The organism is Lentzea sp. NPDC092896 (assembly GCF_044754905.1).
Lineage (GTDB): Bacteria > Actinomycetota > Actinomycetes > Mycobacteriales > Pseudonocardiaceae > Lentzea.
This window is the reverse complement of the sequence record NZ_JBIVPX010000016.1, coordinates 94,698-108,325: the sequence shown is the minus strand read 5'-3', so window position 1 is coordinate 108,325 and position 13,628 is coordinate 94,698. Positions and strand designations below refer to the sequence as shown.

Sequence of the window (13,628 nt, the reverse complement as noted above, 5' to 3'; positions counted from 1 at the left end):
ATGGGGAGTGCCCTGATGACCCGCGCACGCAAGACCCCCGGACGCATCGCCTTCGTGGGCTCCGGCCCCGGCGACACCGGGCTGCTCACGGTCCGGGCCCACGACTTGCTCACCAGGGCTGAACTCGTGGTCACCGACCCGGACGTTCCTTCGGACGTCCTCGCGACCGTGCCGGAGGGAGTCGAGGTCCGCCCCGCTGTCGGCGAGTCCGCCGACGTGGCCAAGGACCTGGTGAACGAGGCGCGCAACGGTGCGACCGTCGTCCGTCTCGTCGCGGGTGACCCGCTGACGCTCGACTCGGTCGTCAAGGAAGCGCAGGCCGTCGCGAAGTCGACGATCCCGTTCGACGTCGTACCCGGAGTGCCCTCGGGCACCGCGGTTCCGGCGTACGCGGGTGTCGCTCTCGGTGGTGTGCACACCGAGGTCGACGTGCGCGCCGTGACGGACTGGGCCGGCCTCGCCGCCGCGCCCGGCACGCTCGTGCTGCACGCGACCGGCTCGCACCTGGCAGAGGCCGCGTCGAACCTGGTGGAGAACGGCCTCGCGCCGCAGACACCGGTCGCCGTGACCGCCGAGGGAACGGGCTTCCAGCAGCGCACCATCGACACCACGCTGGCCGCCGTCGCGGCCGACGCCGGTGAGATGGGCGGCCCGCTGGTCGTCACCGTCGGTGCCGCCGCCGCCAACCGCTCGAAGCTCTCCTGGTGGGAGTCGCGGGCGCTGTACGGCTGGCGAGTGCTGGTCCCGCGGACCAAGGAGCAGGCCGGCGCGATGAGCGAGCGTCTGCACTCGCACGGCGCTATCGCCGTCGAGGTGCCGACGATCTCGGTCGAGCCGCCCCGCAGCCCCGCGCAGATGGAGCGCTCGGTCAAGGGTCTCGTCGACGGCCGCTACCAGTGGGTTGTCTTCACCTCGACCAACGCCGTCCGCGCGGTGTGGGAGAAGTTCCGCGAGTTCGGCCTGGACGCCCGTGCGTTCTCCGGCGTGAAGATCGCGTGCGTCGGCGAGGCCACGGCCGCGAAGGTGCGCTCGTTCGGCATCATCCCGGAGCTCGTGCCGTCGGGTGACCAGTCGTCCGAGGGCCTGCTGAACGACTTCCCGCCCTACGACGACATTCTCGACCCGGTCGACCGCGTGCTGCTGCCGCGGGCCGACATCGCCACCGAGACGCTGGCCGCGGGCCTGCGCGAACGTGGCTGGGAGATCGACGACGTGACGGCGTACCGCACCGTGCGTGCGGCCCCGCCGCCCGCCGACACCCGCGAGATGATCAAGTCCGGTGGCTTCGACGCGGTGTGCTTCACCTCGTCGTCGACCGTCCGGAACCTGGTCGGCATCGCGGGCAAGCCGCACGCCCGCACGCTCGTCGCGTGCATCGGCCCGCAGACCGCCGAGACGGCGCGGGAGTTCGGCCTCCGGGTCGACGTGCAGCCCGAGGAGGCGAACGTGCCCGCGCTGGTCGACGCGCTGGCCGCCCACGCCGCCCGGTTGCGCGCCGAGGGAGCGCTGCCTCCTCCGCGCAAGACCAAGCGTCTGCGCCGCAGCTAAGTCAATGAAGCCGTCGGGGCCACTCAAGATCCTTTGAGTGGCCCCTTCGACTCTCTTCCGTCAGGGAGTCAACGATGTACCCACTGCACCGGCCGAGGCGTCTGCGCACGACGCCCGCCATGCGCCGCCTGGTCTCCGAGACCGAGGTGCGCCCGAGGCAGCTCGTGCTGCCGATGTTCGTCAAGGAAGGCCTGGCCGAGCCTGCTGAGATCAGCAGCATGCCGGGCGTCCTGCAGCACTCCCGTGACTCGCTGCGCAAGGCCGCGGTCGAGGCCGTGCAGGCAGGAGTCGGCGGCATCATGCTGTTCGGCGTCCCCGCCGTGCGCGACGCCGTCGGTTCCGGCGGCACCGACCCGGACGGCATCCTCAACGCCGCACTGGGCGACCTGCGCGCGGAACTGGGCGACAGCACCGTGCTCATGTCGGACTGCTGCCTCGACGAGTTCACCGACCACGGCCACTGCGGTGTTCTCACCGCTGACGGCAGTGTGGACAACGACGCGACCCTGGAGGTCTACGGCGAGATGGCCGTGGCCCAGGCGCGCGCCGGTGCTCACGTCGTCGGCCCCAGCGGCATGATGGACGGCCAGATCGCCTTCATCCGCAACGCCTTGGACCAGGCGGGCCTCGCCGACACCGGCATCCTGGCCTACTCGGCCAAGTACGCGTCGGCGTTCTACGGCCCGTTCCGCGACGCCGTCGAGTCGCAGCTGTCGGGCGACCGCAAGACCTACCAGCAGGACCCGGCGAACGCCCGTGAGGCGATTCGCGAGGTGCAGCTGGACCTCGCCGAAGGCGCGGACATGGTCATGGTCAAGCCCGCCCTGCTGTACCTGGACGTGCTGCGCTCGGTCGCCGAGATCTCGGACGTTCCCGTTGCGGCGTACCAGATCTCCGGCGAGTACTCGATGATCGAGGCCGCTGCTCAGAACGGCTGGATCGACCGCGAGCGCTCGATCCTGGAGTCGCTCACGTCCATCCGCCGGGCCGGCGCGGACATCGTGCTCACGTACTGGGCAACCGAAGCCGCCCGATGGCTGGACCGGTAACTCCCGCTCCCGTCCCGAAGCTGATCGACGTCGCGCGCTGGCTGTGGATCGCCAGCGCGTGCGTCGGAATGCTGCGGTTCGTGGCGCAGCTCTTCGACCGCGAGACCCTGGTGGCCGAAGCGCGCCGGCAGAACCCGGCGATGAACCAGGACCAAGTTGACGCCGGCGTGAACGGCGGTGTCCTCTTCGGACTGCTGATCGCCGTAGCGGTTCTGCTCGCGTACACCCGTCTTGCCAACGCGATGGCGCGTGGCCGCAACTGGGCCCGGATCGTGCTGACGGTGCTGGGCGGGGCCTCCGTCGCGTTCGGACTGTTCCGGCTCGGTGCCTGGGCGAGCGGGGTAGCCGCGGAACTCGGCGTGGAGATGCGGGCGGTCGATCTGGCGGTAACGCTGGTCACCACCGTGCTGGACGCGACCGCGATCGTGCTGATGTACCGGGTGTCCGCGCACTTCAGGAAGCGCGTCACGGTGGACAGCACCTTCCTGCGGACCTAGGTTTCGAGCGTGACGTCTCCGAAGGAATCGGGCACCCCTCGCACCATCACCGCGGGCTACTGGCTCGTCGTGGCAGGTGTGGCCCTGAGCGTGCTGGCCTCGCTGTACGTGCTGCTCAACAAGCAGGTGCTGGTCGAGGCCACCCTGCAAGGCAACAAGGACCCGAAGGTCACGCGGGAGATGATCGCGTCGACGGTCGACACCCTGGTGATCGTCTCGCTGGTCGTGACGCTGGTGCTGGCCGGTCTCTCCGTGTGGTTCGCGGGCAAGGTCAAGGCGGGGATCAGGAAGAGCCGCACCGGCCTGATGATCACGTTGCTGATCGGGCTGTTCTTCCAGCTGATCTCGAACACCCTGGGGGTCGTGACGGTGCTGATCGCCATCTCCGGCCTGGTGCTGTTCTACTTCCGGCAGTCGACCGACTACCTGACCGAGCGCGAGCAGCTGACGTGAACGAGGCTCCCCGGCCGGTCCGCATCGCGGTCGGACTCTGGCTCGCGACGGCCGTTTTCGTGGTGTTCACCACGGCCGGGCTGTGGTTCCAGCGAGGCGAGGTGCAGCGCCTGACCGACTGGACTTCCGGACAGGTCACGAGCTTCCTGGCCACGCTGTCCGGGGTCGCGCTGATCTTCGTGGCGGCCTACGTGGTGCTGACCAGGCTGTTCCTCAAGCGCAGGAACTGGGCGCGGATCACGTTGTCGTTCGTCGCCATCGCGCACATGGTCTGGATCCTGTTCGTCGGCATCAGCGCGTCGAACTTGGTCACGTTGCTGCTCATCTGCTTCGCAATCGTCTTCACGTGGCAGGCGCGTACGGCACAGTGGATCGCGGAGGTGCGAGAGCAGTGACCTATCCGCAGGACCCGTGGCAGCAGCAGAACCCCGACGACGTCCAGTGGCAGAACCCCGCCGGCGCCTATCCCGTGGCCCCGGCGCCCGCCGGGCAGTACCAGGTGAACCAGGTCGGGCAGGCGAGCTTCGCGATGGCGCCGCTCTCGCCCGTGCTGCCCCACGAGATGGCGCCGCCGCGGCCCGCCACGATCACCGCCGCGATGTGGATCTGGATCGCGGGTGCCCTGCTCTCCGTGGCCGTGATCCCGGTGCTGCTGCTCGTCAACGCCGACTACATCCCGAACCAGGGCAGCTCCGTCACGGAGGAGGACCGGCAGGCGGGCGAGCTCGGGGTGCGGGTCATGGCCGTGTTCTCCGGATTCGCCATGCTCGTCGCCGCCGCGCCGTACGTCGCGTTCGCCGTCGTGCTGCGCAACGGCCAGAGCTGGGCGCGCATCCTGCTCACGATCCTCGGCGTCATCGGGTTCCTGTCGATGATCGCGATCACGCTCATCTCGCTGAACGCGCGGGTGTGGCAGCCGGGCGTGGTGATCAGCGTCGTCGTGATCGGGCTCACCGTCGCGGCCGTGGTGCTGCAGTTCCTGCCCGCCTCGAACAAGTTCGTGCGCTAGTGCTCTACCGGGAGTCCGGCAGCAGCTGGTGGCCGTTGGTGTGGGGACCGGGGTTCGCGGTCGCCGGGTACCTGATCGAGCTCATCACCGGGCCCGCGTCCGCGGCGCTGTGGACGATCGTGGGGCTCGTGCTGACGCTGTGCGCGGTGTTGTGGGTGAACCTGCGGGTCAAGACCGGCAGCGTCGTGCTGACGACCGAAGAGGCCCAGTTCGGGCGGGAGAAGCTGCCGGTCGCGATGATCCAGGCCTTCACCGACGTCGGCGCTCCGACGGGCGCCAAGGTGCTCGGCGGCGGCTGGTCGGTGCCCAAGGGAACGACCGCGATGCCGTTGCGGCTGGTCGACGGCACGGTGGTGCTGGGATGGGCGCGTGATCCGGAAGCCTTCCTCGCGGCGCTGCGGCGGGTCGTGAGAGGGTGAGCGACGTGACAGAGGCCGTGACTGAGCCGGAGTCGGACACCGTCGTGGCGGAGCCTGAGGCGGCCCCGCCGGTCGGTCCGAGCCTGCACCAGCCCAAGCGGTGGCTCATCGCCGCGGGTGAGGTCGTCGCGATCGTCGTGCTGGTGATCGTCGCCGTGTGGGCCTGGAACCGCGGCGTCGTGCGCCTGGAGTACCCGATCGACGGCCGCGAGCCGTTGATCTCCACGCGCTATCACGGCAACTGGCTGGGCACCGCCGCCGGCGCTCTCACGCTGGCCGTGGTCTTCCTCCTCGACGCCGTGCGGCAGGTCCTGCTGGCTGTGCGCACCCGGCCGCAGAAAGCCGCCGACTCCGACATGTGAGACTGGGGTACGTGACTGCGAGTCGATCCCAGGCCCTGTTCGAGCGCGCGTCGACGCTGACCCCCGGCGGGGTCAACTCTCCGGTGCGGGCGTTCCACTCCGTCGGCGGCACCCCGCGATTCATGGTTCGCGGCGAGGGCCCGCACCTGTGGGACGCGGACGGCAACCGCTACGTCGACCTGGTGTCCTCGTGGGGCCCGATGATCCTCGGGCACGCCCACCCGGCCGTGGTCGAGGCCGTGCGGAAGGCGGCGGTGAACGGTCTGTCGTTCGGCACGCCGACCGAGGGGGAGATCGACCTCGCGGCCGAGATCATCGACCGCGTCGAGCCGGTCCGCCAGGTCCGCCTGGTCAACTCGGGCACCGAGGCGACGATGAGCGCGATCCGCCTCGCGCGCGGCTTCACCGAGCGCCGCAAGGTCATCAAGTTCGCCGGCTGCTACCACGGCCACGTCGACGCGCTGCTCGCCCAGGCGGGCTCCGGTGTCGCGACCCTGGGCCTGCCTTCGTCGCCCGGTGTCACGGGCGCGCAGGCCGAGGACACGATCGTCCTGCCGTACAACGACATCGAGGCCGTGCGCGCGGCGTTCGCGGAGAACCCCGGCGAGATCGCCTGCGTCATCACCGAGGCGGCGGCGGGCAACATGGGCGCGGTCGCGCCCGGCTCCGACTTCAACGCGGGCCTGCGCGAGATCTGCGACGCCGACGGCGCGTTGCTGATCATGGACGAGGTCATGACCGGCTTCCGCGTCTCGCGGGCCGGCTGGTTCGGCCTGGAGCGCGTGCGCGGCGACCTCTACACGTTCGGCAAGGTCATGTCCGGTGGCCTGCCCGCGGCGGCGTTCGGCGGCCGCGCGGACGTGATGTCCCGCCTGGCGCCCTCCGGCCCCGTCTACCAGGCCGGCACGCTGTCGGGTAACCCCGTCGCCGTCGCCGCCGGTCTGGCCACGTTGAAGGCAGCCGACGAGGACGTCTACCGGGCCCTCGACCGCAACGCCACGCGCCTCGGCGCGCTGTTCACGGCCGCGCTGACCGAGGCCGGTGTCGAGCACCGCGTGCAGTTCGCCGGCAACCTGGTGAGCGTGTTCTTCGGTGCCACCGAGGTGAAGGACTACGCGGGCGCGCAGGCGTGTGAGACGTGGCGCTTCCCGCCGTTCTTCCACGCCCTGCTGGAGCGAGGCGTCTACGCCCCGCCGTCGGCGTTCGAGGCGTGGTTCGTGAACGCCGCCATGGGTGAAGAGGAGTTCGCAGTGATCGCCGACGCGTTGCCGCACGCGGCCCGTGCCGCCAAGGAGGCCAGCAAGTGACCCGCACCGTCGTCCACCTGCTCCGCCACGGCGAGGTGCACAACCCGACCGGCATCCTCTACGGCCGCCTGCCCGGCTTCAAGCTGTCCGAGCGGGGGCAGAAGCAGGCGCTGACCGTGGCCGAACACCTGGCGGACCACGACATCGTGCACGTCGTCGCGTCCCCTTTGGACCGTGCACAGCAGACCGCGTCGCCCATCGCCGACTCGCATCGGCTGGAGCTCGCGACCGACGACCGGTTGATCGAGGCCGACAACCAGTTCGAGGGGCTGAAGGTCGCTGTCGGCGACGGGGCTCTGCGCTCTCCCCAGCACTGGTCGAAGCTGGTCAACCCGTTCAAGCCCTCGTGGGGCGAGCCGTACATCGAGATCGCTCACCGGATGCTGGGCGCGGTGCAGAAGGCTCGCGCCGCCGCCGAAGGCCATGAGGCCGTGTGCGTTTCGCACCAGCTGCCCATCTGGACCGTGCGACGGTTCCTGGAGGGCAAGCGGATGTGGCACGACCCGCGCAAGCGGGAGTGCTCGCTCGCCTCGCTCACCTCGTTGATCTTCGAGGGTGAGCAGCTCGTGCGCATCGCCTACTCCGAACCGGTGGGTGCTACCAACCCTCGGGTGACCGGGGCATGAAGCGTTTTCTGGTGCTTTTGTTGTTGCTCGCCGGGTGCACGACCGGAAAGGACGCCGCTCAGATCGGGGCCGGGGACTTCTACCTCGTGGCGCCCGGCGGGCAGGTCAAGATCCGGTACGCGCCTGGCGAGCGCAAGGAGTTGAAGGGGCTCGAAGGCGAGTCCCTGCTCGAAGAGGGCAAGGTCGTCAAACTCTCCGACTACGCGGGCAAGCCCGTCGTGATCAACATCTGGGGAGCCTGGTGCGGGCCCTGCCGGACCGAGGCGCCCGAGATGCAGAAGGTCTTCGACGCCGGTACCCAGGTGCTCGGGGTCGACGTCAAGGAGACCTCGAAGGATCATCCCCGGGACTTCATGAAGGACCGGTCGCTGACCTACCCGTCCATTTACGACGCTTCGGCGCGGAGTTTCATCAACGTGTTCCGGGGAGTTCCGGCCAACACCGTGCCTTCCACGTTCATCGTGGACAAGGACCACAAGGTGGCGGCGGCGTTCCTGGTGCCGGTGCTGGCCTCCGACCTCCAGTCCGTTCTGGACGAACTGGCCAAGGAATGAGAAAAGGGGGCCCTCGCGGCCCCCTTTTTCGTTGCGGCGCCTACTGAGCGGGCGGTTCCACCGGAGCGTTCAGCGACGGGATCCTGGCCTTGAAGGCCTTGATCATCGCGTCCCGGCCGATCGAGTTGAACTGCTTGCCCAGCGTGCGCATGATCGAGTTGCCGGTCGGCCGGTAGAGGCCGGTCTTGTAGTACCGCGCACCCTCGACCGGGGCGACCACGCCGCCGTCCGGGGAGGGCTTGCCCAGGTACTCGCCCCACTTCGCGCCGGTCGGGTCGTTGGTCACGTTGATCTCGCGCGGTTCGGAGCCCACGTAGTTGGCGTACGGGTAGTCGTACTCGTCGGCCAGGCCGCCGATCGAGTGGCCGAGCTCGTGGATCGCGATCTGACCGGCCTGCGCGTTCGAACCGGACGCGGTGGCCACCGAACCGCCCGCGCCGCCGTACTTCGCGGTGTTGCCGAGGGCGATCACCTGGTCGGCCTGAGGGGCCAGCGCCGCGAACTCCTTGGCCTTGGTCTCGTTGACGCACAGCAGGCGCTCGGTGTTGGCGTCCCGGCCCTGGCACCAGAAACCCATGTCCAGCGCGGTGTTCTTGAGCAGGCCCTTGGTCGGGTCGTGGTCCACACCGGACTCGGCGGAGATCACGTTGACCTGCCAGACGTTGAAGTACTCCTTGTAGGAGGCGAAGGGCTCCACCGCGGAGAGCTCTTCCCACTTGCTCTTCACGTTGCCGGTGTAGGTCTCCAGGTCGTCGGCCGTGTAGCCGTCGCCCACGAAGACGAGGTCGAAGCGCTCGGCGGAGTCACCGGTCACCTGGACGGGGATCACGTCGGCCGCCGCCAGGGCGCGGAAGTTCGTCGACTTCTCGGCTGGTGCTTTCGGGGTCAGGGCCTGGGTGATGGAGCCGTCCTCGTTGAAGACCTCTCGCCATTCCATCGCCGGGGCAGCGCCACCGGCCGGTACCTGCGCGAACAGTGCCAGCGCCGCGACGGTGAACGCGGGGAGCAGCAGCCGGGAACGATGCATGACCTGACGCTAAGCAACCGTGATGTCACCCACAAGCGGCAATTGTTCGTAATTTTGGCCCAAGCCTTGTGTCGGGTGGAAACCGGTGCCGGTCGTCGCGTGATCTGGGCAACTACCTACTCTGAGGTCTGTGAACCCCACCGATCTGGCGATCTCCGGGCCGTTGCTGCTGGCCACCGGGGTTGCCTTGCTCGCTGGCTTCATCTCGTTCGCGTCACCGTGCGTGGTGCCGCTCGTGCCCGGTTACCTCGCGTACCTCGCCGGTCTGGTCGGTGCCGAGGCGCCTCGGGTGGAGGCGAACGAGCCGGCCAAGCAGGGCCGGTGGCGTGTCGCCGGAGCCTCGTTGCTGTTCGTGCTCGGGTTCACGGTCGTCTTCGCGTTGGCCTCGATGGCCATCCTCGGCGCGTCGGACGCGTTGTTCCTCAACGCCGATCTGTTCCAGCGCATCGGTGGTGTCGTCACGATCCTGATGGGACTGGTGTTCCTCGGTCTCGTTCCGGCGCTGCAGAAGGACGTGCGGTTCCACACCAAGCCCAACGCCGGGTTGTTCGGCGCGCCGGTGCTCGGGGCCGTGTTCGCGCTCGGGTGGACGCCCTGTCTCGGGCCGACGCTGGCCGGGGTGCTCGCTGTCGCGCGCAGCACCGAGGTCGGGTCGTCGACGGCGCGCGGCGCGGTGCTGGTCCTGGCCTACTGCCTGGGGCTCGGGTTGCCGTTCGTGGTCCTCGCGCTCGGCGCGCGGTGGGCGCTGGGCGTCACGAAGTGGCTGCGCACGCACGCCCGGCAGGTGCAGATCTTCGGTGGCGTGCTGCTGATCCTGGTCGGGATCGCGCTGGTCACCGGGCTCTGGGGTGAGTTCGTCGGGTGGCTGCGCTACTCGTTCGTCGACGTCGTGAGGCTGCCGCTCTAGTGATCGCCTTCCTCCGCAACACGTGGCGCGGGCTCACCTCGATGAGGACCGCGCTGACCCTGCTGTTCCTGCTCGCGCTCGCGGCCATGCCCGGCGCGTTGCTGCCGCAGCGGTCGCTCAACTCGGCCAAGGTCGACGACTACATCGCCCAGAAGGGCTGGTGGGGCGAGCTCCTGCTCAAGCTCGGGTTCTTCGAGGTGTACGCCACGCCGTGGTTCGCCGCGATCTACCTGCTGCTGTTCACGTCCCTCGTCGGGTGCCTGCTTCCCCGCACGTGGGAGTACTTCAAGCAGATGCGCGCGAAGCCGGTGCTGACGCCGCGCAATCTCTCGCGGATGCCGCACCACGCGCAGGCCGAGCTCGACATCACATCGGACGAGGCCGTCGCGCGAGCCAAGAAGGTCCTGCGCGGCTGGCGGATGGAGACCGGCGAGGACACGGTCAGCGCCGAACGCGGGTTCCTGCGCGAGACCGGCAACCTGGTCTTCCACTTCGCGCTGCTCGGCCTGCTGGTGTCGTTCGCGCTGGGCAAGATGTTCAGCTACGAGGGCCAGATCATCGTCCAGGCCGACGGCGGCCAGTTCTGCAACGGCGGCATCTTCAACTACGACCAGTTCCGGCCGGGCCTGCGGGTCGACGGCACGGACCTCACGCCGTTCTGCGTCGAGATCGGCAAGTTCTCCGCCGAGTACCTCGACAACGGCCAGCCCGTCGGCTTCAAGGCGGACATCCGCTACCAGTCGGGCGAGAGCCTCGCCTCGAACACCTGGAACCCGTACACGCTGCAGGTCAACCACCCGCTGCGCACTGAAGGCGACCGCCTCTACCTGCTCGGCCACGGCTACACGCCGACGTTCACGGTGACGTTCCCCAACGGCGAGAAGCGCACGCAGGGCATCCAGTGGCTGCCGACCGACCAGCTCACGCTGGCCTCGGAGGGCGCGACGAAGTTCGACCCGCCCGGCGTCACGGACTCCGAGACGCGGCGCAAGAACCAGATCGCGGTGACGGGCCTGCTGGCGCCGACGCCGTTGCTGCACGGCAACATCCTGAACTCGAAGTTCCCGGCGCTGAACGACCCGATGGTCGCCGTCGACGTGTACCGCGGCGACCTGGGCGTGGACGACGGCCGCGGCCAGTCGATCTTCTCGATCGACCAGAAGATGGTCGACCAGGGCCGGTTGCAGAAGGTCGCGCGCAAGAACCTCGCGCTGGGCGAGGAGATCGCGCTCGACGACGGCACCAAGGTGCGCTTCGACTCCGTGAGCGACTGGGTGTCGTTGCAGGTCTCGCACGACCCGACCCAGGGTTACGTGCTGGTTTTCGCCATCCTGATCATCCTCGGCCTGGGGGTCTCGCTGACCGTCAAGCGCCGCAGGGTGTGGGTCCGTGCGACTCGTCTGGAAGACGGGCGTACTTTGGTCGAGGTCGGCGGGCTCGCCCGCACTGACCAGGCAGGATACGGCGAGGAGTTCACGCGGCTCGCCCGCGCGGTGCTGAACGAGGAGAAGTCCTGATGCCGGTCAACGAGACCTTCGCGACCTACAGCGACTGGCTGTACCGCAGCGCCCTCGGGGTCTACCTCTTCGCGATCCTGCTCTACGCGGTCGAGCAGGCCTTCGCCCGTGCGCCGCGCAAGGCGCTGGTGGGTGCCGGTGGGCCGGACGTCCTCGTCGACGAGCCCAAGGCCGAGCTGACCAGGGCCGAGCGCATCGGCCGCATGGGCGCCGCGATGACGGTCCTCGGCGCGCTGCTGCACCTCGGCTCGTTGGTCATGCGCGGCCTGTCCGCCGGGCGCGCGCCCTGGGGCAACATGTACGAGTACATGTCGCTGCTGTGCCTCGCGGCCGTGGTGACGTGGATCGTGCTGATGGCGAAGTTCCCGATCCGCCGTCTCGGCGTGTTCGTGCTGCCGCCGATTCTGACGCTGCTGTTCCTCGGCGGCACCGTCCTGTACGCCGAGTCCGCTCCCGTCCAGCCGGCGCTGCGGTCGTACTGGCTGGTGATCCACGTCTCGGTGATCTCGATCTCGTCCGGCGTGCTGCTGATCCCCGGCGTGACGTCGATCCTCTACCTGCTCAAGGACAGCAAGGCGGACCGCTTCCCGAAGCTGCCGTCCGCCGACGTGCTGGACCGGATGTCGTACCGGACCACCGTGCTGGCGTTCCCGTTGTTCACGGCCGGGATCATTCTCGGCGCGATCTGGGCGGAAGCCGCGTGGGGCCGGTTCTGGGGCTGGGACCCGAAGGAGACGGTCGCGTTCGTCTCGTGGGTGGTCTACGCGGCGTATCTGCACGCGCGCGCTACGGCCGGATGGCGTGGCCGTGGGGCCGCTTGGATCAACATCGCGGGCTTTGCCCTGAACGTGTTCAACCTGTTCTTCATCAACTTGGTTACTAGCGGGTTGCATTCGTACGCGGGTCTCTAACGAGTTAAGCCCCCAGGTCGATGGAACCGTTGCCGGTTGCGTACCGTCGCAACCTGGGGGTCGGGGAAGTCTCGGTCCCTCTTGCTCAGGGAGGGCCACAGCGGTGACATGGCAACCACCGGGTGAGGAACAGGGCTCCGGCCCGCAGTACGTCGACCCGCAGGCGGCGGCCTACCTCGACCCGCAGCAGTCCGGTCCGCAGCACGTCAGCGGCGGCCAGTCCGGCCCGTACAACTTGGGCAACCAGTCGGGTTCCTACCCGGTGCCCGGCAACGCCTCCGGCCCCTACCAGGTGCCCGGCAACGCCTCCGGCCCCTACCCGGTCCCCGGCACCAGCTCGGGTGCCTACCCGGTGCCGGGCGCGCAGTCAGGTCCCTACCAGGTGGGTGGCGGCCAGTCGGGTCCCCACAACACCCAGAACACGGCGCAGTACGGCCAGTTCGCCGGCGCTCAGTTCCCGAACAACTTCCCGCAGCAGGAGTACCGCTCGCAGGCGCAGGAAGTCTCGTCGCAGCAGCTGATCAAGAAGGAGAAGCGTCCGCCGACCTCTGGCTGGCGCAAGTCCCTGCACTCGCTGTCCGGCGGCGCCATCAACCTCGGCGAGAGCCCGGCCGACGTGCGGCGACGCGAGCTGATCGCGCGGATCAACCAGCCCCTGCGCGGGTGCTACAAGATCGCGATGCTGTCCCTGAAGGGCGGCGTCGGCAAGACCACGACGACCACGACGCTGGGCTCGACGTTCTCGTCGCTGCGCGGTGACCGGGTGGTCGCGGTCGACGCGAACCCCGACCGCGGCACGCTGGCGTTGAAGATCCCGCGCGAGACCACGGCGACCGTGCGTCACCTGCTGCGCGACGCCCCGCGGATCACCAAGTACAGCGACGTGCGCGCGTACACCTCGCAGTCGCCGGCACGGCTCGAGGTGCTGGCGTCCGAGCAGGACCCGGCCGTCTCGGAGGCGTTCAGCGAGGACGACTACCGGCGCACGGTGGCGTTGCTGGAGCACTTCTACAACATCGTGCTGACCGACTGCGGCACCGGTTTGATGCACTCCGCGATGAAGGGCGTGCTGGACGAGGCGGACTCGCTGGTCCTGGTGTCGTCCGGCTCGGTCGACGGCGCGCAGACGTCAGCGGCGACGCTCGACTGGCTGGAGGCGCACGGCTACCGCGACCTGGTCGCGAAGTCCGTCTGCGTGATCAACTCGGTGCGCCCGAAGTCGGGCAAGGTCGACCTCGACAAGCTCGCCGCGCACTTCCAGCAGCGCTGCCGTGCCGTGGTCCGCCTGCCGTTCGACGAGCACCTCGAAGAGGGCGCGGAGATCGCGCTGGACCAGCTCGCGCCGGAGACCCGGCTCGCGTTGCTGGAACTCGCCGCCGTGGTGGCGGACGACTTCCAGCACTCCTCCTGAGCCGGTCAGCGGGTCTGAAAGTTAGCGGAAA

Annotated in this window: 16 protein-coding genes; 15 read left to right on the top strand and 1 reads right to left on the bottom strand. The window is 69.1% G+C overall.

Annotated features, from left to right (window positions below; genetic code table 11):
• Positions 1-15: 15 nt before the first annotated feature.
• The 11 genes from ACIQF0_RS45525 to ACIQF0_RS45475 all read left to right on the top strand — a co-directional run bounded on the left by ACIQF0_RS45525 (position 16) and on the right by ACIQF0_RS45475 (position 7,824).
• Positions 16-1,548, top strand: a complete 1,533-nt coding sequence (locus ACIQF0_RS45525) for a bifunctional uroporphyrinogen-III C-methyltransferase/uroporphyrinogen-III synthase (RefSeq protein WP_090065980.1) — start codon at positions 16-18, stop codon at positions 1,546-1,548.
• 74 nt (positions 1,549-1,622) lie between these two features.
• Positions 1,623-2,597, top strand: a complete 975-nt coding sequence (hemB, locus tag ACIQF0_RS45520) for a porphobilinogen synthase (protein ID WP_401040983.1) — start codon at positions 1,623-1,625, stop codon at positions 2,595-2,597.
• The gene (locus ACIQF0_RS45515; RefSeq protein WP_401040980.1) at positions 2,582-3,094 is read left to right on the top strand and encodes a hypothetical protein; all 513 of its coding nucleotides are present in this window, start codon (positions 2,582-2,584) and stop codon (positions 3,092-3,094) included. Before hemB ends, ACIQF0_RS45515 begins: the two co-directional genes overlap by 16 nt.
• Positions 3,095-3,103: 9 nt before the next feature.
• Positions 3,104-3,547: a hypothetical protein gene (locus ACIQF0_RS45510; RefSeq protein ID WP_401040978.1), complete on the top strand. Its 444-nt coding sequence runs from the start codon at positions 3,104-3,106 to the stop codon at positions 3,545-3,547.
• On the top strand, positions 3,544-3,942 hold the full coding sequence (locus ACIQF0_RS45505; protein WP_401040975.1) for a hypothetical protein: 399 nt from the start codon (positions 3,544-3,546) through the stop codon (positions 3,940-3,942). The genes ACIQF0_RS45510 and ACIQF0_RS45505 overlap by 4 nt, the downstream gene beginning before the upstream one ends.
• Positions 3,939-4,556 (top strand): hypothetical protein, encoded by a 618-nt coding sequence (locus ACIQF0_RS45500; protein WP_401040972.1) that lies wholly within the window; start codon positions 3,939-3,941, stop codon positions 4,554-4,556. Before ACIQF0_RS45505 ends, ACIQF0_RS45500 begins: the two co-directional genes overlap by 4 nt.
• Positions 4,556-4,975, top strand: coding sequence for a hypothetical protein (locus tag ACIQF0_RS45495; RefSeq protein ID WP_360045226.1), 420 nt, complete (start codon positions 4,556-4,558; stop codon positions 4,973-4,975). The genes ACIQF0_RS45500 and ACIQF0_RS45495 overlap by 1 nt, the downstream gene beginning before the upstream one ends.
• Positions 4,976-4,980: 5 nt before the next feature.
• Positions 4,981-5,337 carry a hypothetical protein gene (locus ACIQF0_RS45490; RefSeq protein WP_360045223.1) on the top strand — a complete coding sequence of 119 codons (357 nt, stop codon included), beginning with the start codon at positions 4,981-4,983 and terminating at the stop codon, positions 5,335-5,337.
• 11 nt (positions 5,338-5,348) lie between these two features.
• Positions 5,349-6,644: a glutamate-1-semialdehyde 2,1-aminomutase gene (gene hemL, locus ACIQF0_RS45485; protein WP_401040967.1), complete on the top strand. Its 1,296-nt coding sequence runs from the start codon at positions 5,349-5,351 to the stop codon at positions 6,642-6,644.
• Positions 6,641-7,270: a histidine phosphatase family protein gene (locus ACIQF0_RS45480; protein WP_360045217.1), complete on the top strand. Its 630-nt coding sequence runs from the start codon at positions 6,641-6,643 to the stop codon at positions 7,268-7,270. Before hemL ends, ACIQF0_RS45480 begins: the two co-directional genes overlap by 4 nt.
• On the top strand, positions 7,267-7,824 hold the full coding sequence (locus tag ACIQF0_RS45475) for a TlpA disulfide reductase family protein (RefSeq protein ID WP_360045214.1): 558 nt from the start codon (positions 7,267-7,269) through the stop codon (positions 7,822-7,824). Before ACIQF0_RS45480 ends, ACIQF0_RS45475 begins: the two co-directional genes overlap by 4 nt.
• A 40-nt stretch (positions 7,825-7,864) precedes the next feature.
• Here ACIQF0_RS45475 and ACIQF0_RS45470 read toward each other — a convergent pair whose 3' ends face one another.
• Positions 7,865-8,851, bottom strand: a complete 987-nt coding sequence (locus ACIQF0_RS45470; RefSeq protein ID WP_401040963.1) for a M64 family metallopeptidase — start codon at positions 8,849-8,851, stop codon at positions 7,865-7,867.
• A 121-nt stretch (positions 8,852-8,972) separates the two neighbouring features.
• Here ACIQF0_RS45470 and ACIQF0_RS45465 point away from each other — a divergent pair, with 121 nt between their 5' ends.
• The 4 genes from ACIQF0_RS45465 to ACIQF0_RS45450 all read left to right on the top strand — a co-directional run bounded on the left by ACIQF0_RS45465 (position 8,973) and on the right by ACIQF0_RS45450 (position 13,597).
• Positions 8,973-9,758 (top strand): cytochrome c biogenesis CcdA family protein, encoded by a 786-nt coding sequence (locus ACIQF0_RS45465; protein WP_319976956.1) that lies wholly within the window; start codon positions 8,973-8,975, stop codon positions 9,756-9,758.
• Positions 9,759-9,799: 41 nt separating this feature from the next.
• Positions 9,800-11,275: a cytochrome c biogenesis protein ResB gene (locus ACIQF0_RS45460; protein ID WP_401041115.1), complete on the top strand. Its 1,476-nt coding sequence runs from the start codon at positions 9,800-9,802 to the stop codon at positions 11,273-11,275.
• Positions 11,275-12,186, top strand: a complete 912-nt coding sequence (gene ccsB, locus ACIQF0_RS45455) for a c-type cytochrome biogenesis protein CcsB (RefSeq protein ID WP_360045208.1) — start codon at positions 11,275-11,277, stop codon at positions 12,184-12,186. Before ACIQF0_RS45460 ends, ccsB begins: the two co-directional genes overlap by 1 nt.
• Positions 12,187-12,289: 103 nt before the next feature.
• On the top strand, positions 12,290-13,597 hold the full coding sequence (locus ACIQF0_RS45450; protein WP_401040959.1) for an AAA family ATPase: 1,308 nt from the start codon (positions 12,290-12,292) through the stop codon (positions 13,595-13,597).
• Positions 13,598-13,628 lie beyond the last annotated feature (31 nt).